This is a genomic window from Streptomyces sp. RG80 (assembly GCF_040446465.1).
Taxonomy (GTDB): Bacteria; Actinomycetota; Actinomycetes; order Streptomycetales; family Streptomycetaceae; genus Streptomyces.
In genome coordinates this window covers 195,609-214,750 of record NZ_JBEAAJ010000014.1, presented here as the reverse complement: position 1 = coordinate 214,750, position 19,142 = coordinate 195,609, and the positions used below count along the sequence as shown (strand labels likewise).

Genomic DNA, 19,142 nt, shown 5'->3' with positions numbered 1-19,142 from the left:
ACGTCATCACGCGAACCGACTGATTGAAGACTCCATGCGGCGGTGGGACGAGCATGCGGGCGCGGCGGAGGGGGCGTAGCCCAAGTTTGGCCCGGACATGCCCCGGAACAGGTGGTCAGGCGTGGGACACGGGTGGGATGAATCGGGAGTAAAGGAGAATTTCGCCAAGTCCCCTAGACCTTCAGGGGGAAGGGCGCCTGCTGGGCATCTGCCCTGGTCAGGCGCCCTTTCTCGTGCTTCTAGAAGAAGCCCAGCTTCTTGGGCGAGTACGAGACGAGGAGGTTCTTCGTCTGCTGGTAGTGCTCCAGCATCATCTTGTGCGTCTCCCGGCCGATGCCCGACTGCTTGTAACCGCCGAACGCCGCGTGGGCGGGGTACGCGTGGTAGCAGTTCGTCCAGACGCGGCCCGCCTGGATCGCGCGGCCCGCGCGGTACGCGGTGTTCATGTCGCGGGTCCAGACTCCCGCGCCCAGGCCGTACAGCGTGTCGTTCGCGATTTTGATGGCGTCGTCGAAGTCGTCGAAGGACGCCACCGAGACGACGGGACCGAAGATCTCCTCCTGGAAGATCCGCATACGGTTGTCGCCCTCGAAGATGGTGGGCTGGACGTAGTAACCGCCCTTCAAGTCGCCGTCGTACTCGATGCGTTGGCCACCGGTGAGGATCTTCGCGCCTTCCTGCCGGCCGATGTCGAGGTAGGAGAGGATCTTCTCCAGCTGGTCGTTGGAGGCCTGGGCGCCGATCATCGTGTCGGTGTCCAGGGGGTGGCCCGGCTTGATGAGTTCGGTGCGGGCGACGGCCGCCGCCAGGAACTCCGCGTAGTTGCCGCGCTGGACGAGCGCCCGCGACGGGCAGGTGCACACCTCGCCCTGGTTGAGCGCGAACATGGTGAAGCCTTCGAGGGCCTTGTCGCGGAAGTCGTCGTCCTTCGCCCATACGTCGTCGAAGAAGATGTTGGGCGACTTGCCGCCGAGCTCCAGCGTGACCGGCTTGATGTTCTCCGAGGCGTACTGCATGATCAGCCGCCCCGTCGTGGTCTCACCCGTGAACGCCACCTTCGCCACCCGCGGTGACGACGCGAGCGGCTTGCCCGCCTCCACGCCGAAGCCGTTGACGATGTTCACCACGCCCGGCGGCAGCAGGTCGGCGATCAGGCTCATCCAGTAGTGGATGGACGCCGGGGTCTGCTCGGCCGGCTTGATGACGACCGCGTTGCCCGCGGCGAGCGCGGGGGCGAGCTTCCACACCGCCATCAGGATCGGGAAGTTCCACGGGATGATCTGCGCGACCACGCCCAGCGGCTCGTGGAAGTGGTACGCCACCGTGTCGTCGTCCAGCTCGCCGAGCGAACCCTCCTGCGCCCGGATCGCCCCCGCGAAGTAGCGGAAGTGGTCGATGGCGAGCGGGATGTCGGCGGCCAGCGTCTCGCGCACCGGCTTGCCGTTCTCCCAGCTCTCCGCCACCGCGAGCGGCTCCAGATACGCCTCCATACGGTCGGCGATCTTCAGCAGGATGTCGGAGCGCTCGGTCACCGAGGTGCGGCCCCAGGCCGGAGCGGCCGCGTGCGCCGCGTCGAGCGCCCGCTCCACGTCCTCCGCCGTGCCGCGCGCGACCTCGGTGAACGGCTGCCCGTTCACCGGCGACGGGTTCTCGAAGTACTGCCCGCGGGCGGGCGGCACGTACTCGCCGCCGATGAAGTGGTCGTAGCGCGCCTGGTAGGAGACGATCGCGCCCTCGGTGCCGGGCGCCGCGTAACGGGTCATGCTGGTCTGCCTCCCTGGAGCAGCGCTGCCCGCCGTTGGGCAGCTCTCTGCGCGAGGCTAGGGAGGGGGACGTTGCAACTACGTTGCCGCTCGCCCCCGGTGGCAGGTGGCAGGTGGCAGGTGGCAGGTGGCAGGTGGCGGGTGGCATGTGGTCGGTGGCGTCCACGTCGGGTGCGGGGCGGGCAGGTGTGAGGCCGCGGTGAGCGGCGGTTACTGCGCGGTCGTTCCGCGGCGCCGCCCGCCGCCCGGTGCCGCCAGTTCCGTCTCCAGGGCCGCGAGCCGGGAGCGGACCGCCGCCGTCGGACGCACCACCGCCAGTGCCCGCCAGACGTCGAAGTCGTCCTCGCCCCACGGCGCGTGCGCCCAGTCCGCCAGCAGGTCGGGGTCGCGGCGCGCGATCAGTGCCGTACGGAGGCCGTCGGCGAGGCGGTGCCTGAGCCGCACGACCGCCGGTGCCTGGGAGGCCGGCAGCAGCGGACCGCTGTACGCCGTTGCCGCCGAGGTGACCGCACCCGTCTCCAGCCGCCGCTCCACCACAGAGACGTCGGACTCGACCGGCACGGTGAGCCGGTACGGGCGCGAGTCCAGCAGCCCGGGGCCGAGGACCCTGCGCAGCCGGGCCAGTTCGGCGCGCAACGTCACCGGCGTCACCGACTCGTCCTCGTACAGCGCGCACAGCAGTTCGTCGCCGGTCAGCCCCTCCGGATGGCGGGACAGCAGTACGAGGATCTCGCTGTGCCGGCGGCTGAGCCTGATCGTGCGTCCGCCGGTGCGCAGGTGGGCCTCGTCGCGACCGAGCGCGGTCAGCTCGGGCAGGTCCGCGGCGGGCAACTCGGGGGCGAGCAGCGCCAGATGGGACTCCGCGGCCCGCGCGACCGCCTGCACGAACCCCAGGCTGTGCGGATGCGCGAGCCCGTCCCCGCCGGTGATGTCCACGGCACCGAGCACCCGACCGGTGCGCGGATCGTGCACCGGAGCCGCCGCGCAGGTCCACGGCTGCACCCGCCGGATGAAGTGCTCGGCCGCGAACACCTGCACCGGCCGGTCCAGGGCGACCGCGGTGCCCGGCGCGTTCGTCCCCACCGCGGTCTCCGCCCACCGCGCGCCCGGCACGAAGTTCATCAGCCCCGCCTGCCGCCGCGTCGACGCATGCCCCTCGACCCACAACAGCCTGCCGTGCGCGTCGCACACCGCCAGCAGATGCTCCCCGTCGGCCGCGAACGTGCCCAGCAGCTCACGGAACAGGGGCATCACCCGGGCCAGCGGATGCTCGGCCCGATAGGCGCCGAGGTCGCCGTCCATCAGCTCGACGCTCGCGGTCCCGTCGGGCCCGACCCCGGCCCGCGCGGAACGCCGCCACGAGTCCGCCACCACCGGTCGCACCGGCCGCGGCACGGTGCCCGCCGCGGTGAACGTCTCGTGCGCGCGGCGCAGCATCCGCGTCCGCTCGGCGGGATCGGCCCCCGGCTCCAGGGCCACCCACGGATCGGTCAACTCGGCCTCCCCGAAAGGTGATGCGACTGGGGACATCGTCACTCCCGGTACGCGCGCGGACAACCTTTTCGACCGGCGCGACCCGAACGACGTCACCGTCCGGCGTCACCCGAACGACGTCACCGCCCGGCGCGCTCGACGAGCCCCATGTAGCGCTCCCAGTCCCAGTGCGGTCCGGGGTCGGTGTGGTCCGTACCCGGCACCTCGTAGTGGGCGATGATGTGCGCCCGGTCCCTCGGTATCGCGTACTTGGCGCAGATGTCGGCCGTCAGCCGCGCCGACTGTTCGTACAGAACGTCGGTGAAATAGGCGGGTCGGTCCACCCACCCCTCGTGCTCGATGCCGATGCTGCGCGTGTTGTAGTCCCAGTTCCCCGCGTGCCAGGCGATGTCGGTCTCACGGACGCACTGCGCGACGTTGCCGTCCCGGGACCGGACCACATAGTGGGCGGAGACCTGCTTCTCGGGGCTTCGGAAGACACCGAGGGTCTTGCGGTAGCTGGTCTGCGTGACGTGGATGATCACGAGGTCGAGGGGATGGCTCCTGGGGCGGTCGGCCGGTGTGTAGTTGGCGGTTGTCGCGGGCTGCCACTCGGCGAGCGGGTGGTCGACGGGGTGGGTGTCCGCTCCGGCGCGCGCGTCGGGCAGCAGCGCGTACGGGACGACGGTCAGCGCGGCGCCCTTGAGGAGCCGACGTCTGCTCGGCAGCGGTCCTGCCCGATCCATGGACGATCGCCTTTCGGTGGTGCGGTGTTGATCGAGACGCGCGTCAGGCTCGGACGGTTGCCGCGGTCTCCCTCAGCCGCGCGTGCACGCCGCGGTGCGTCTCCCGTGCGGGCAGCCACTGCTTGCGGATCTTCGCCACGCAGGTGTAGTTGGTGTCGCACACGTTGGCCAGCGGTGACTCGACGGCCTGGGTCGCGAACTGGTACGCGTCCAGTTCGCTGAACCCGTAGTCGCGCACCAGCCACTGCACCAGGTCGAGTTGGGATATCCGGAACGCGTCCTCCAGCGGGCGCGCGGACCCTGTCGAGATGATGTGGGTGTCCGACTCGATGCGCGGCCAGGGCGTGGCGAGCCCCTTCAGCAGCTCCACGATCACCACCGTGTTCATCGCACACTCGACGGCGACCCCGCAGGTCTCGCCCTCGCCCTGGCGGGCGTGTCCGTCGCCGAGGCTGAGCAGCGCGCCCTCGACGTTCACCCCGAGGTAGCAGGTGACGCCGGCTCGCATCTCCGGTGTGTCCATGTTCCCGCCGTGTGCGTCCGGCACCAGTGCGGAGCGGACCTCCAGGTTGGCGGGGGCCACGCCGACCGTCCCGTGCATCGGGTCCATCGGGAGCTCGATCTCGATGTCGCTGTCGTGCGCCCGGAACAGGGCCGTGCGGCGGGCTCGGTCCAGCTGCCAGATCCAGACGGTCTCCGGGAGCGGCGGCTGGAGGGTGGCCGTGCTGTGCGTCGAGGTGAGCGCTCCGAAGAGGGGGACCGTGGTCGAGGCGGCCCAGTCCCGGGCCGGCTCGATCGACACGAAGTGCACGGCGACGGTGTCGCCCGGTTCGGCACCCTCCACATGGAAGGGGCCGGTCTGCGGGTTCAGGAACGGGAACTCGCACACCTCGGACACCAGGTCCTTCTCGGACCGCACCCGCCCGGCGAAGCAGTCCTCGGTGTACAGATCGAGAACCGTGCCGGGCACGATGCGCGCGACGGGCGGCGCGCCGCCGAACGTCCAGGCGTACTCGCCCGGTTCGGGCCGCACGGTCAGGATCCGCGGGTCGCTCATGGCTGCACTGCTCCGTTCTGCGGTGGGGCGGTGGGGAGGGGCGCGGGGCACGTCGGCCGGTGTCACGGCAGTCGTGCCTGGCGTGGATCACGGTACGGCGCCGGTGGGGTGGGCAGAAGGGCGCGGAGTGTTTCGGTGGACAGCCTCGGGCCTGTGGACAAGTCGCTCACTCGTCTGAGTGAAGTCGCCTCGGGGGAGGGGTGGTTGGGTTGCGGAGCCGCTGTGGAATCGGGCTCGCTCGGTCCCGATCCCCGATCCCCGATCCCCGATCCCCGACCCGGTCTCCGGACCCCGTTCCCGGCCCCCGCTTCCGACGCGGGACGATCCCCGAACTCCAGACCCGGAACCCCAGACCCCGACCCGCCCCGGAATCAGCCCCGTCCCGCCACAGCCGCCGGATCGTCCAGGACCGCGCGGACCACAGAGTGCGCCGCTCCGAGCAACGGCCCCTCGGGACCCAGCCGGGACACGGACACCGGACACGCCGGACCCGCCGTGCGTCGGGACAGTTCGGCCTCCAGCGAGGGCAGCAGCCACGGTGCGAGCCCGGACAGCTCGCCGCCCAGCACCACGCTCTCGGGGTCCAGCAGATTGACCGCCCCGGTCAGCGCGACGCCGAGCGCCCGTCCCGCGTCGCTCAGCGCGCGCCGTACGTCCTCGTCGCCGTCGGCGGCCCGCGTCGCGAGCAGCCCCACCCGGTCGTCCCCGGGTTCCAGACCGGCCGCGCGCAGTACCGCCTCCTCACCGGCGTACTGCTCCAGGCAGCCGCGCCCGCCGCACGGGCACGGAGGTCCTTCCGGCTCCACCGGCACGTGTCCCAGTTCGCCCGCGAATCCGCGCGTCCCGCGCAGCAGTCCGCCGGCCACGACGACCGCCGCGCCGATACCGATCTCCGCCGACACGTGCAGGAAGTCCGGCGGGGTGGTGTCGCCGAGCCAGAGTTCGGCGAGAGCGCCGAAGTTGGCCTCGTTGTCCACGGTGAGTGGGTACGCCGTGGGCAGCAGGGCACCGAGGTCGGTGTCGTGCCAGTCGAGGTTGGGGGCGCGGACGACGGTACGGGCGTCGCGCGCCACCAGGCCCGGTACGGCGACCGCCAGCCCCGCCGGCCACAGGCCCAGCCCTTCGGCCTCGGCGACGACCTGGTCCAGCAACCCGGTGAGTTCCCGCAGCACCGGCTCGGGGGAGCGGCCGCGGTTCGCTCCGTGTCGTACGGCCCGGGCGCGCACCTGGCCTCGCAGGTCGACCGCGCAGACCGCGAGGTGGTCGACGCCGACCTCGGCGCCGATCCCCGCGGGGCCGTGCGCGCTGACGGCGAGCGCCGAGCCGGGCCGGCCCACCCGGCCCGGACGTTCGGGGCCGAGTTCCTCGAGCAGGCCCGCGCGTATGAGCTCGTCGACGAGGGTCGACACGGCCGCGCGGGTGAGTCCGATCCGGGCGGCGACGGCGGCGCGGGAGAGCGTTCCCTCGGCGCTGACGGTGTGCATCACCCGGGCCAGGTTGCGGCGGCGCATGCCCTGCTGGGTGTTGGGCAGCGCGCGCCCCGGCCCGGCCGGGTGGGCGTCGTGCAGCGGTGCGCTCATGCCTCCGTCAGTCCTCCGGTGATCGATGTCGGGCCTGTGGTGATCGATCCGTCTCTCCGCGGTCCTGGCAGCGGGCGGAAACCTCCGCGGTCGCCGCCAGTCTCCCTGATCGCCGGGACCCGGCGTCCGCCGCCCTCACGGCGGAGGCCGCACCGGACCTCCGCCCACCTTTCCGGCGGCCGAGGGCTCAGCCCGCCGGCCTGTCCAGCAGCGGAGCCGCGTCGGAGAGTACCCCGGAGATCCTCGCCATCGTCGCCTCGTCCCGCTCCACGGCGTCCAGCACCGGCCCCGCGGTCGTGTTCCAGCGCCGGGCGACCGCGGCCGGATCCTCACCGGTCAGCAGGCCCGCCGCCTGGGCCGCCGCGCCCAGCGCGACCAGCTCCTTGGCCTCGGGGATCTGCACGGGGCGGCCCGAGAGCCGCCGAACGGTGTCCTGCCAGGCCTTGCCCCGGGCTCCACCGCCGATCAGCAGAAGCGGTGTGGAGCGGTCCGCGTCCTCGTCGAGGACCAGGTCGAGCGCGCCGAGCAGCGCGTGGACGGCACCGTCGTAGGCGGCCTGGAGGAGCTGGCCGCCGGTGGTGTCGTGGCGCAGGCCGTGGAGCAGGCCCGAGGCGCCCGGCAGGGCGGGCGTGCGCTCGCCGTCCAGGTAGGGCAGGAGCGTGACGCCGGAGGCGGGGTCCACCGGCTCCACGGCCTCGCGGTCGAGGCCCAGCAGGGCGGCGACCCGGTCGACGGCGAGCGTGCAGTTCAGGGTGCAGGCGAGCGGCAGCCAGTCGCCGTGCGCGTCGGCGAACCCGGCCACGGTGCCGGTCGGGTCGGCGGGGCGCCGCTTGGAGACCGCGTACACCGTCCCCGAGGTGCCCAGGCTGAGCACCGGTGTGCCCGGACGCAGCCCGAGGCCCAGTGCGGCGGCCGCGTTGTCGCCGGTGCCGGGGGCGACCAGGGTGCCCTTGGAGAACGGCAGGTCGTGGCCGTCCCGTACGGTCCCCGCCACCTCGCCGGGCCGGACCACGCGGGGGAGCAGGGCGGGGTCGAGCCCCACGTGCGCGAGGGTCTCGGCGTCGTACGCCTCGGTCGCCGACGCCCACCAGCCGGTGCCGGAGGCGTCGCCCCGGTCGGTCGTGCCCTGGCCGGTGAGGCGCTCGGTCAGGTAGTCGTGCGGGAGGCGCACCGCCTTGGTCGCGCGGATCGCGTCCGGCTCGTTCTCGGCCAGCCAGGCCCACTTCGTGACCGTGAAGGAGGGCCCCGGCACGCTGCCGGTGCGCTCCGCCCAGGCCTTGGGGCCGCCCAGCTCCTCGACGAGCCGGGCCGCCTGCGGCGCCGAGCGCACGTCGTTCCACAGCAGTGCGGGGCGTACCGGCTCACCGCGCGCGTCCAGCGTGACCAGGCCGTGCTGCTGCCCGCCGATCGACACGGCGGCGGCCTCGCGAGCCGCGTCGCCGCACTGGTGCAGCGCCTCGCACAGCGCGTCCCACCACTGGCGCGGGTCGCTCTCGCGGCCGGCCCCGGCGGAGACGGTGTGCGGCGCCTGTCCGCTCGCCACCACCCGTCCGGTCGACGCGTCGACGACCAGGGCCTTGGTGGACTGCGTGGACGTGTCCACGCCGACGACGAGCGGACCCTCGGCAGCTGACATCGGGCTCTCCCTTTTGCGTGCTCAAGCGGCTCGTGTCTCCGGCCGAAGACCGTCGGAGACATCTTGTCTCTTCCCAGAGACGCGATCGCATACTAATTTGTAAACGGCCATGACGAAATAGTCGTGCGAAGTCGTCGTCAGCGAGCAAGGAGCCCGTCATGAACTACCAGCCCACCCCCGATGACAGGTTCACCTTCGGCCTGTGGACCGTCGGCTGGCAGGGGAGGGACCCGTTCGGCGACGCCACGCGGAGTGCCCTCGACCCCGTCGAGACGGTGCGGCGCCTGGCCGAGCTCGGCGCCCACGGTGTGACCTTCCACGACGACGACCTGATCCCCTTCGGGTCCTCGGACACCGAGCGCGAGGGCCACATCAAGCGCTTCCGCGAGGCCCTCGACGCGACCGGCATGAAGGTGCCGATGGCCACCACCAACCTCTTCACGCACCCGGTCTTCAAGGACGGCGGGTTCACCGCGAACGACCGTGACGTGCGCCGGTACGCCCTGCGCAAGGTGATCCGCAACATCGACCTGGCGGTCGAGCTCGGCGCCGAGACCTACGTCGCCTGGGGCGGCCGCGAGGGCGCCGAGTCCGGCGCCGCCAAGGACGTACGCGTCGCCCTGGACCGCATGAAGGAGGCCTTCGACCTCCTCGGCGAGTACGTGACCGAGCAGGGTTACGACCTGAAGTTCGCGATCGAGCCCAAGCCGAACGAGCCGCGCGGCGACATCCTGCTGCCCACCGTCGGCCACGCCCTGGCGTTCATCGAGCGCCTGGAGCGCCCGGAGCTGTACGGCGTCAACCCCGAGGTCGGCCACGAGCAGATGGCCGGGCTGAACTTCCCGCACGGCATCGCGCAGGCCCTGTGGGCGGGCAAGCTCTTCCACATCGACCTCAACGGCCAGTCCGGCATCAAGTACGACCAGGACCTGCGCTTCGGCGCCGGCGACCTGCGGTCCGCCTTCTGGCTGGTCGACCTGCTGGAGAGCGCCGGTTACGCGGGCCCGAAGCACTTCGACTTCAAGCCGCCGCGGACCGAGGACTTCGACGGCGTCTGGGCGTCGGCCGCCGGCTGCATGCGCAACTACCTCATCCTCAAGGAGCGCGCCGCCGCCTTCCGCGCCGACCCGCAGGTCCAGGAGGCGCTGCGCGCCGCCCGTCTGGACGAGCTGGCGCAGCCCACGGCCGCGGACGGCCTCAAGTCGCTGCTCGCGGACCGTACGGCCTTCGAGGAGTTCGACGTCGAGGCGGCCGCCGCGCGCGGGATGGCCTTCGAGCAGCTCGACCAGCTGGCGATGGACCACCTGCTGGGGGCACGCGGCTGAACACCGCCCCATGAGCGCACGCGCGCGTGAACCCCTAGTGGTTTTGTCAGGCACGCGCGCGTGCACGGCATGACCGACCCCTGCACGGAATGCTCCGGAACGATGCCATCCGTGGCATGAGTCCGTATCAACTTCCGTGTGGGGGTCGCGTCCTGCCCGGTGCGCGGCGACCCTGGACGGTATGGCCATGCCGCCCGTACCGCCCCAGCCGCCCGGGCCGCCGGACGACACACCGCCCTACGGGGGCGGTTTCGGACCTCCTGCTGAAGGCTTCGGCCAGGGAGGGGGTCATGGACCTCCCGGAGGATATGGCCCGCCGCCCGGTGGGTACGGCCCGCCTCCCGGCGGCAACGGCCCGCCCTCGTACGGGGGATGGGAACCGCCTCCGCCGCCGGAACCGCCCGATGGCCCGCGCCGGGGCCGCAACCCGCTGTTCATCCTGCTCGCCGTGCTCGTGGCCGGTGCCGCCGTGGCCGCGATCGTCCTGATGGCCGTGGGCAACAGCGACGACTCGCCCGGCGACAGGCCCAGCGCGAGCAGTTCGCCCCGACCGACCTTCAGCCTGCCGACCGAACTGCCCAGCAAGCTGCCGACCGAGTTGCCGACCCGACTGCCCTCGCAGTTCCCCACCGACCTGCCGAGCGAGTTCCCGAGCGGTCTCGAATCGCTGATCCCGTCGCTGGCGGCCGACGAGATGCCCTACTACCTGCTGCGGGCCGGTGACTGCTTCGACACCGACGACAACCGCCCCGGGCAGGCGGCCAAGCGCTCCTGCGCGAAGCCGCACGACGCCGAGGTCGTGAAGGTGACGGAACTCGAAGGCGACTACACCTCCGACGCCGCCCTCAAGAAGGCCGCGTCCGACCTCTGCGAGCGAACCCTGGACAGCAAGGCGGCGGACCAGCCCGACGGGACCGTGCGCGGCATCCTGGTGCAGTACCCGGATCCCGCCGGCTACCGGCTCGGCATCGACAACGTCGCGTGCAGCCTCGCGGCCGACACCGGCGGCACCCGCAAGCTCACCGCCCCACTGACGTGAACCGATCCACTGGCATGAACTCCAGCGCTGCCGCGATCAGATGCCGCGCGGCAGCCGCACGTACGTCACCGTCGTCTCCACCCCGCTGTCGACCAGCCGGCCCTGCGCGTCGAACGCTCCCGCGCCGTCATCCCGAAGTCGTTGTCGTTGATCAGGGCGAGCGTGTCGCGGTCCACGCGCGCGACGCCCTCGATCTTCCCCGGTACCCCCTCGACGGTGCCCAGGTCGACGACCAGCCGCTTGGCGAGCACTGGCACACCGGAGGCGGCCGGATCGTCGAGCTGCTCCAGTGACGGGGAGGTCGTGGCGTCGTCGTAGGGGCCACCGAGGATGTTCGCCGTACGCGCCAGGCGGACGAGCTGGAGCCGCGCGGCCTTGTCGGTGCGCTCCTCGACCAGCAGCCGGTCGCCGCCCACGGCGACCACCGAGGAGATCTTCAGTTCGGAGGTGTCGTCCTCGCCGGGGTCGACGACGTCCACCGGGTCGAAGCGGTACGCATACTCGGCGGTGACCGCCTTCTTCTTGGGCGAGAACCGCAGCAGCCGAGTCGTCCGCGACGCCTCTCCCGCATCGGTGTCCGGCAGGGAGAGCGGACTCTGCACCGCCAGCACCAGGTCGCCGCCCGGCAGTTGGGTGAGCCCCTCGAAGCCGCGGTTGATCTTCCGGTGCAGCAGAACGGCGGGCAGCGCCTCCACCACCGGGTAGTCGGCGCCGGTGAGGTCCAGTCCCTCGGGGACGTAGCGGGTGAGCACCCTCCCGCGCGCGGAGACATGGACGAGGGACGGCCCGTACTCGTCGACCAGCCAGAAACTCCCGTCCGCGGCCCGCACGATGCCCTCGGTGTCCAGCCCGTTCGGGACGTACGACAGCGGAGCCTTCGCGTCATAGGTGTACGGCGCCTCGTCGCGTCCGTGCTGGTTCGACAGCCCCGTGACGGGCCTGCCGGAGGAGGTGGTGATCGCGATCGCGTCCCGCACCTTCACCTGGTCGCCGGAGACCTTGATCCTCACGATCGCCGGGTCGAAGCCGGGCACGGGAAACGTGCGGCGCTTCGTGCCGTCCACCTTGATCTGGCCGTTCGGCCCGCGATCGGTGACGGTCCAGAACTCGCCCCGGCCGCCCGCCGGGTAGATGTCGCTGCCGATGCCGCCGAGGTCCACGCCCCGGTCGTCGGCCACCGTGCCGGGCAGCAGCGCGTCGCTGAACGCGCCCAACGGGATGTCCCCGAGCGTCGCCACGCGCGTGACATGCGGCTCGCCGGACGGCACGCCCGAGGCCGGCGAGGCCACCACGAGCGCGGCCAGCACGGCGAACGGCACGCCCGCCGCGACGGAACGGTGGACGCGGCGCCGGCCGCCGGCAGACGAGGACATCGGGCCTCCAGGGATGACAAGTCAGCTGACAGCGGCCAGATTTGGGCCCCGCCTCGAACACCGTGCGACCGGTGGGTGAACGAGGCATGGCGGGCGCTCGTCGAGCATGGGTGAGGATGGGTCCCATGACACAAGAGGTACTGGAAGTCGTGGCGGCCGCGATCGTCCAGGAGGGGCGCCTGCTGGTCGTGAGCAAGAAAGCGGCTCCCGATGTCTTCTATGTGCCCGGCGGCAAGCCCGACCCGGGTGAGGCGCCGCTTGAGACCCTGTATCGCGAACTGGACGAGGAGTTGGGGGTACGGCCGCTGGAGCCGCGCTTCCTGATCGACGTGGAGGCCGTAGCGGCCCTCGAGGGTGTGCCCATGCGGATGTCTCTCTACGCCGCGCGCCTGGTCCAGGTGCCCCGCGTCGCCGCCGAACTGGCGGGCCTGCGCTGGATCACCGGGCACGAGGACGACATCCGTATCGCACCGGCGGTCCGGGACCATGTGCTGCCGATGCTGTGGCAGGGCCGCCTCACGGCATGACAGGGGCGGGCGCGGTCCGGGCGGGCGACAGGAACACCACCACGTCCGTCTCCTGACCGGGCAGCGGTGTCGGCTCCGTCCAGCCGGTACGCCGGTAGAACGCGAGCGTGTCGTGCGCCTGGTCCCAGGTCAGCAGCCACGCCCGGCCGTCGGGCACGGTGGCGGTCAGGGCCGTCAGCAGCCGACGGCCGAGACCGGTGCCGCGCGCGTGGGACCGTACGCCCAACTCGTCGACCTCGAAGGCGCCGACCAGCAACTCGTCGACGCGGTCGGCGCCGAGTCGCCGGGTGACCTTGCCGTACGCGCGGTCAGCGCGGAAGGGGGACCGCGTCGTCCAGCCCGTGACGAAGCCGTCCACCGCACCGCTGTCCGACAGCGCCAGCACGGCACGGAAGCCGGGCCGCCGCGCGTCGGTCTCCAGCCGCTCCCGGAACGCCGAGCGGGTCTCCTCGGCGTTCCGGTCGTCCCAGGGCGGAGCGGTGAAGATCTCGACGTACGCCTCGGTGAGCTCGTCCGCGACGGTGAGGATGTTCTGGCCGAAGTGCCTCATGGCACGTCAACCTATCTCCAGGACCTCCTGCGCCGCCGCCAGCGCGGTCGCGGGATCATGGGCGGCGCCGCCCGCCGGGGTCCAGTGGCCCTCTACCTTCCGGTACGGCCACCAGCGGCCGTCCCGTCCGAGGCGCAGCTGGCTCGAAGAGCCCACCACCGTCCACCGGTTGCCCCGCGCCCGCCACGACGGCCGCTCGTCCTCGTCCCACGCCGTGTCGAGCGCGGCACGCGCGCGTGCGAGCGTTTCGCCCTCCACGGGCCATTCCTCCTCGAGCACCTCCAGCGCGGCAGCACCTCCGTCCCGCCACGCGCGCACGGCCAGTGCCAGCTCCTCCGCGGTGCGCCCGGTGCCCATCGCCAGCCGGTCCAGTACGGCCTCTCCGGGGGCGCCCGTGGCGAGTCGGACCGCGTCCTGGGCGAGCGTCAACTCGTCCTCGAAGACGTCCTGTCCGGCCAGCAACCGGTGTGCCTGCTCCGCTGCCCGGGCGGCCAGGAACTCCAGGGCGGCCGGCTCCAGACCGGGCGGGGCGGGCGTCTCGGTGTCCAGGGACGGAGGCACGCCCGGCTCCTCGGGGAGCTCCGGCAGGGCGGGCAGCGGGGGAAGGATGTCGCCGGCCGCGAACGCCTCGTCGGCGTCGACTCCCTCGGGTTCGTCGGCAGGCGCCTCGGTGGCGCCGGTGGTGCGGTCCTGGAGGGCGTCCAGCAGAGCCTGTTCACCGCGTCCTCGCATCAGCAGCAGGACGAAGGGATCCTCGTCCAACAGCCGCGCCACCTGGTAGCAGAGCGCCGCCGTGTGCCCGCAGTGGTCCCAGGCGCCGCAGTCGCACTCCGGCTCCAGATCGCCCATGCCCGGCAGGAGCTCGACCCCGGCGGCCGCCGCGTCCTCGACCAGGTGCGGCGGCATGTCACGGTCCAGGAGCGCCGCGACATGCCCGGCGCGTTCGACGGTCATGTCCAGGAAGCGGTCCCACTGTTCGGTGGAGAGTTCCGCCAGCAGGACGTCGGCCCGGTGTGCGGTGCGGTCGCGGTCCTGGACGACGGCCGTGATGCGGCCCGGCCGTACCGACACCGCGCCGACGGCTCCGGCGCGTGCCAGCCGGCGGCCGACCTTGAGCTGCTGCGAGTCGAGGGCGGCGTCCTCCAGCGACTTCAACCAGGCCTGGCCCCACCAGGTCTGCGCGAAACCCCGCCCGCGCGCGGGCGGGAAGGCCGCGAAGGTGCGCTCGTTCTCGTCACTCATCGGGTGCCCCCTCGCAGTTCGACCAGATCCGCCAGTTCCGCGTCCGTCAGTTCCGTGAGTGCGGCCTCCCCGCCGCCGAGCACCGCGTCGGCCAACTCCCGTTTGCGGTTCAGCATGTCGGCGATGCGATCCTCGATGGTGCCCTCGGCGATCAGCCGGTGCACCTGGACGGGCCGGTGCTGCCCGATGCGGTACGCGCGGTCGGTGGCCTGCGCCTCCACGGCCGGGTTCCACCAGCGGTCGTAGTGCACGACGTGCTCGGCCCGGGTGAGGTTCAGCCCGGTGCCGGCGGCCTTCAACGACAGCAGGAACACCGGGACCTCACCGTCCTGGAAACGCCGCACCATGGCCTCGCGTCCGGCGATGGTCGTGCCGCCGTGCAGGAACTGCGAGGCCACCCCGCGGTCGCCCAGGTGCCGCTCGATGAGGCGTGCCATCTGCACGTACTGCGTGAAGACCAGCACGCTCGCCCCCTCGGAGAGGATGGTGTCGAGCAACTCGTCCAGGAGCTCCAGCTTTCCGGACCGTCCGACGATCCGCGGCCGCTCCTCCTTGAGGTACTGCGCCGGGTGGTTGCAGATCTGCTTCAGCCCGGTCAGCAGCTTCACGATCAGCCCGCGCCGCGCCATGCTGTCGGCGCCGGAGATCTCCGCGAGCGTCTCGCGCACCACGGCCTCGTACAGGCCCGCTTGTTCCTTGGTGAGCGACACCGCGCGGTCGGTCTCCGTCTTGGGCGGCAGTTCCGGGGCGATACCCGGATCCGACTTGCGGCGGCGCAGCAGGAACGGTCCCACCAGCCGCGAGAGCCGCTCGGCGGCGCGTGGGTCCCGGCCGCCCTCGACGGCCTGCGCGTACCGCGCGCGGAACGTGCCGAGCCGGCCCAGCAGGCCGGGCGTCGTCCAGTCGAGGATGGCCCACAGCTCCGAGAGGTTGTTCTCCACCGGGGTGCCGGTGAGCGCCACGCGTGCGCGTGCGCCGATGGAACGCAGCTGCCGTGCCGTCGCGGAGTACGGGTTCTTCACATGCTGCGCCTCGTCCGCCACGACCATGCCCCACGGGACGTCGGCCAGCCGGCCGACGTCGAGCCGCATCGTGCCGTACGTGGTGAGCACGAACTCCCCGTCGGCCAGGGCGTCCAGGTCGCGTCGCGGCCCGTGGAAGCGGCGCACGGGGGTGCCCGGGGCGAACTTCTCGATCTCGCGCTGCCAGTTGCCCATGAGCGAGGTCGGGCACACGACCAGGGTGGGACCGGCGGTCGCCGGATCCGTCTGCCGGTGCAGATGCAGGGCGATGAGCGTGATCGTCTTGCCGAGCCCCATGTCGTCGGCGAGACAGCAGCCCAGCCCCAGAGAGGTCATCCGCGCGAGCCAGTTGAGGCCTCGCCGCTGGTAGTCCCGCAGCGTGGCCGCGAGCGCAGCGGGCTGCCCGACCGGCTCCTGCGCCTCGGGGTCCGAGAGCCGTTCCCGCAGGGTCGTGAGCCACCCCGTGGGGTGTACGTCGACCCGGTGGCCGTCGATCTCTGTGGAGCCCGTGAGAGCGGCACCGAGCGCGTCGATGGGGGTGACCTTGCGATCCTGCTGGGCGTGGGCCCGGCGCACCTCCTGCGGGTCGATCAGGACCCACTGGTCGCGCAGCCGTACGACCGGGCGGGTCGCCTCGGCCAGCCGGTCGAGTTCCTCGCGGGTGAGCTGCTGATCGCCCAGTGCGAACCGCCAGTTGAAGGCCAGCAGCGCGTCCGCGGACAGGAACGACGGGGTGTCCGACACGAGTCTGCCGGGCGGTGTCTCGTCGTCCGGTGGGCCGACCACTGCGCGGGCGGTCAGCTTGCGGGCCAGCTCCCTGGGCCAGTGCACGTCGACGCCGGCCAGGGCCAGGGTCCGGGCGCCCGTGGAGAGGAGATCGGTGACCTCCTCGTCGGCGAGTTCGACGGCGTCCGGCACGGCGGCGGAGAGCAGCGGCGCGAGCGGAGACCAGGCACGGACCGCGCGGCGCAGCGCGAGCAGGACGTCCATCCGCGCGCGCGGGCCGAACACCCCGTCGGCCCCGGCCCACACCTCGGCGGCGTCGGCGACCAGCGCCGGATCGCTCACACCGTGCACCTGGAGCACGGCCCGGAACACCAAGGCGGTGTCGTCGCGCACCGCGGCCGCCAGACCGGGCAGCTCGATCCGCAGCGACAGCCGTACGCCCGCGTCGTGGCCCGCGGCCACGTCGGCCGCCCAGGCCCGGTGCTCGGGCACGTGTCGTGGTTCCCGCGCCGCGTAGGCGGGGCCGCCGGTCACGAGCGCCGCCGCGGGGGAGCGGGGCAGCGTGTCGGCGACCGCGTCGAGGAAGGCGCGCAGCAGTCGCTCGGGGTCGGGCAGACGGAGCGGTTCGCCGGTGTCCAGCGGTACGGCGTGTGCCTCGGGCGGCATCGAGGCGGCGAGCGCCCGGACGCGTTCGACGTCCTCGGGGCGCAGCGGACCCGCGCGCCAGGCGTCGTAGTCGTCCTTGGACAGACCGGGCAGCAGCAGCCCGCGGGCCGCGAGCTGGAGGGCGTGCACGGCGGCCGTGCCCCAGAACACGGTCGCCCGGTGTCCGTGCGCGACGGCACGCGCACGCGTGAGGACGGGCAGGGCGGCCCGTACCGGCATGAGCACGGCCGACACGGTCACCGCCTCGACGCCCTCCTCGCCGGGCCGGACGACGGTCAGGTCCTCGACGGATCCCGATGTGACGACCGGTGGTGCGTCGCCCTCGGGATGCCAGAAGGCGACACAGCCGGTGCGGGCCGGGTCACCGGGCACGAACACGGCACTGCAGCGGGCCAGTTGCGAGATCTCGGATGGTGTTGCCGCGGGAATCCTCGGCACAGGAATGGAACACTCCTCAAACTTGACTACTCGGCGCGGAGTGGCCGAGGCTACAGCACTTCCGTGGCTCACCTGCAATCATCGGACCGTGACCTGGGTCACTTCGGGGTGGGCTGGGTATCCCGGACTCAGGGACGCGTCGGGGTCGCGCCTCAGGGACGTCTCAGGGTCGCGGTACGGAACCGCGGGGAGCGTGGGCCCGTTCTCAGGACAGAGAGCGGCAGTGGCCGCGAAGGAGGCGACACATGTCGAAGAACGCGAAGATCGCCGCAGGAGGTGTGGCGGCCGGCATCCTTTTGTTGTTCTGGCTGCCGTGGTGGGCCGCGCTCCTGATCGTCCTGGGAGTACCGGCCGCCGCGTACCTCACGCTCGACCCCTCGCAACGGCGCAGGCTGCGCCGTGTCACACGCAAGGAGCTCGGTCGCTGAGACCCTCGGGCTACCGGGCCGCCTCGGTCCGGTCGGCCAGGGTGCAGGAGTCGACCACCTCGCCGCTCGCGGGCCTGCTCACGACATGGTCCGCGGGCGGCGGGGTGCCCCGCTCCACCCAGGACACCATGGCGTCGAAGGCCGACCGGTAGCAGGGCAGGATCGGCCGCAACCGGTCCGGATAGGTGTCGTACAGGCCGTCGACATGCGTACCGCCCTCGACCGTGTAGTGGCGGTGCAGGCGGCCCCGTCCACTCGCGTCGATCATGCGCGCGTACACGTCCGAGTCGACGGCCTTGGGCAGGAGCGCGTCCAGATCGCCGTGCAACGTGATCAGCGGCCGGCCGATCCGCCCGGTCAGCGCCACCCGGGTCACGGCCCGACGGACCGACTCGGGACGGGAGGCGTAGTCGTAGGCGGCGTCGGTGGCACATGGGGCCAGGACCTGCTCGGGGGTGGCCCCGGCGGTCGGACCGGGGCAGCCGGGATCGTAGGACGGGTCGAACTCGGCCCGGTAGATCTTCTGCGTGACACCCCAGTAGGCCTTCTCGTGGTACGGCCACAGGAACTCCGAGCCGCGCGCGAAGCCTGCCGCGTACAGGTCCTCGTCGCGCGCCGAGCCGGTCATGCGGGCCACGGCCGTGGGCAGCGAGGTGAGCAGGTTCGGGCCGTCCTCGGTCCACAGCGCGCCCTCCCAGTCCACGCCGCCGTCGTACAGCTCGGGGTGGTTCTCCAGCTGCCAGCGCGTCAGATAGCCGCCGTTGGAGATGCCCGTCATGTAGGTGCGCCGCGGGGTGTGCCCGTAACGCTGGGCGATGGCTCGCTCGGCCGCCCGCGTGAGCTGGGTGGTGCGCGCGTTCCACTCGGCCACCGCGTCACCGGGGCGGCTGCCGTCGCGGTAGAAGTCGGCACCGTTGTTGCCCTTGTCGGTCGCGGCGTAGGCATATCCCTGCGCCAGCACGCGGTCGGAGATCGCCGTGTCCGTGGCGTACTGCCTGCGCGTACCCGGTGCGCCCGTGACGACGAGTCCACCGTTCCATCGGTCGGGCAGCCGGATCACGAACTGCGCGTCGTGCTGCCAGCCATGCGTGGCGTTGAAGCGGGAGGAGTCCGGGAAGTAGCCGTCGATCTGCACCCCCGGCACCCCCGACGGCGTACGGGTCGCCTTGGCCGTCAGCCCCGCCTGATCGGCCATGTCGGTGTACGGGGTACCGGCCAGCCCGGTGGTCGTCAGGTCCGTGAGACAGGCGCTCCGCTGGAAGGCCGCCCCCGGCACGTGGACGCGGCCCTGGCGTGCGCAGTGGGCATCCGCCGTGCCTGCGGCGGGAGTCGGCCAGGTCAGGGCCGTCGCCATCATGGTGACGGCGAGGAACGGGACAGCGCGGGACACACGCATGAGGGCCTCCGGGAAGGGGCGAAGGGTCGCGGGCTGCCTCATGGTGCGAGTGCTGCGCGGCGCCATCCATGGGGCGGGGCCACATGGAATGAGGTCGCCGTATGGGTGCCGCATGTGACGCCGCCTGTGACTCCGTATGTCGAAGTGGCGTAGGG

Annotated in this window: 14 protein-coding genes and 1 pseudogene; 4 read left to right on the top strand and 11 right to left on the bottom strand. The window is 72.3% G+C overall.

The features are described 5' to 3' along the window. Positions 1-239: 239 nt before the first annotated feature. The 6 genes from exaC to xylB all read right to left on the bottom strand — a co-directional run bounded on the left by exaC (position 240) and on the right by xylB (position 8,255). Positions 240-1,763 (bottom strand): acetaldehyde dehydrogenase ExaC, encoded by a 1,524-nt coding sequence (gene exaC, locus ABKA17_RS40440; RefSeq protein WP_353697400.1) that lies wholly within the window; start codon positions 1,761-1,763, stop codon positions 240-242. A 210-nt stretch (positions 1,764-1,973) separates the two neighbouring features. Next, positions 1,974-3,293, bottom strand: a complete 1,320-nt coding sequence (locus tag ABKA17_RS40435; RefSeq protein WP_353697399.1) for a GAF domain-containing protein — start codon at positions 3,291-3,293, stop codon at positions 1,974-1,976. An 83-nt stretch (positions 3,294-3,376) separates the two neighbouring features. Next, entirely contained in the window at positions 3,377-3,982 is a 606-nt protein-coding gene (locus ABKA17_RS40430; RefSeq protein ID WP_353697398.1) for an N-acetylmuramoyl-L-alanine amidase, read from the bottom strand. A gap of 43 nt (positions 3,983-4,025) precedes the next feature. After that, positions 4,026-5,039, bottom strand: coding sequence for an acetamidase/formamidase family protein (locus ABKA17_RS40425; protein ID WP_353697397.1), 1,014 nt, complete (start codon positions 5,037-5,039; stop codon positions 4,026-4,028). A 371-nt stretch (positions 5,040-5,410) separates the two neighbouring features. Then, a complete protein-coding gene (locus ABKA17_RS40420; RefSeq protein ID WP_353697396.1) occupies positions 5,411-6,619 on the bottom strand; it encodes an ROK family protein in 1,209 nt (402 codons plus the stop codon). Positions 6,620-6,806: 187 nt separating this feature from the next. Then, positions 6,807-8,255 (bottom strand): xylulokinase, encoded by a 1,449-nt coding sequence (gene xylB, locus ABKA17_RS40415; RefSeq protein WP_353697395.1) that lies wholly within the window; start codon positions 8,253-8,255, stop codon positions 6,807-6,809. A 158-nt stretch (positions 8,256-8,413) separates the two neighbouring features. Here xylB and xylA point away from each other — a divergent pair, with 158 nt between their 5' ends. Together xylA and ABKA17_RS40405 are read left to right on the top strand one after the other, a co-directional pair. Continuing rightward, the gene (xylA, locus tag ABKA17_RS40410; protein WP_353697394.1) at positions 8,414-9,580 is read left to right on the top strand and encodes a xylose isomerase; all 1,167 of its coding nucleotides are present in this window, start codon (positions 8,414-8,416) and stop codon (positions 9,578-9,580) included. 448 nt (positions 9,581-10,028) lie between these two features. Continuing rightward, on the top strand, positions 10,029-10,619 hold the full coding sequence (locus tag ABKA17_RS40405; protein WP_353697393.1) for a hypothetical protein: 591 nt from the start codon (positions 10,029-10,031) through the stop codon (positions 10,617-10,619). 36 nt (positions 10,620-10,655) lie between these two features. Here ABKA17_RS40405 and ABKA17_RS40400 read toward each other — a convergent pair. Next, a pseudogene (locus ABKA17_RS40400) lies at positions 10,656-11,992 on the bottom strand (esterase-like activity of phytase family protein). A 125-nt stretch (positions 11,993-12,117) separates the two neighbouring features. Here ABKA17_RS40400 and ABKA17_RS40395 point away from each other — a divergent pair. After that, positions 12,118-12,519, top strand: a complete 402-nt coding sequence (locus ABKA17_RS40395) for an NUDIX hydrolase (RefSeq protein WP_353697392.1) — start codon at positions 12,118-12,120, stop codon at positions 12,517-12,519. Here ABKA17_RS40395 and ABKA17_RS40390 read toward each other — a convergent pair. From ABKA17_RS40390 to ABKA17_RS40380, 3 genes are read right to left on the bottom strand one after another with little or no spacing between them, the layout of a single operon-like run. Further along, the gene (locus tag ABKA17_RS40390) at positions 12,509-13,069 is read right to left on the bottom strand and encodes a GNAT family N-acetyltransferase (RefSeq protein WP_353697391.1); all 561 of its coding nucleotides are present in this window, start codon (positions 13,067-13,069) and stop codon (positions 12,509-12,511) included. The two genes, ABKA17_RS40395 and ABKA17_RS40390, sit on opposite strands and share 11 nt — an antisense overlap. Positions 13,070-13,075: 6 nt before the next feature. Continuing rightward, positions 13,076-14,311: an SWIM zinc finger family protein gene (locus ABKA17_RS40385; RefSeq protein WP_353697390.1), complete on the bottom strand. Its 1,236-nt coding sequence runs from the start codon at positions 14,309-14,311 to the stop codon at positions 13,076-13,078. Beyond that, entirely contained in the window at positions 14,308-17,163 is a 2,856-nt protein-coding gene (locus tag ABKA17_RS40380; RefSeq protein WP_353697389.1) for an SCO1167/SCO6262 family helicase, read from the bottom strand. Before ABKA17_RS40380 ends, ABKA17_RS40385 begins: the two co-directional genes overlap by 4 nt. Before the next feature lie 245 nt (positions 17,164-17,408). Between ABKA17_RS40380 and ABKA17_RS40375 the strand changes: the two genes are divergently transcribed. Then, complete coding sequence (locus ABKA17_RS40375) at positions 17,409-17,591, top strand: tail-anchor membrane protein (protein ID WP_353697388.1); 183 nt, start codon at positions 17,409-17,411, stop codon at positions 17,589-17,591. A 10-nt stretch (positions 17,592-17,601) separates the two neighbouring features. Here the strand turns inward: ABKA17_RS40375 and ABKA17_RS40370 are convergent, their stop codons facing one another. Next, the gene (locus ABKA17_RS40370) at positions 17,602-18,987 is read right to left on the bottom strand and encodes a tannase/feruloyl esterase family alpha/beta hydrolase (protein WP_353697387.1); all 1,386 of its coding nucleotides are present in this window, start codon (positions 18,985-18,987) and stop codon (positions 17,602-17,604) included. Between the last annotated feature and the right edge of the window lie 155 nt (positions 18,988-19,142).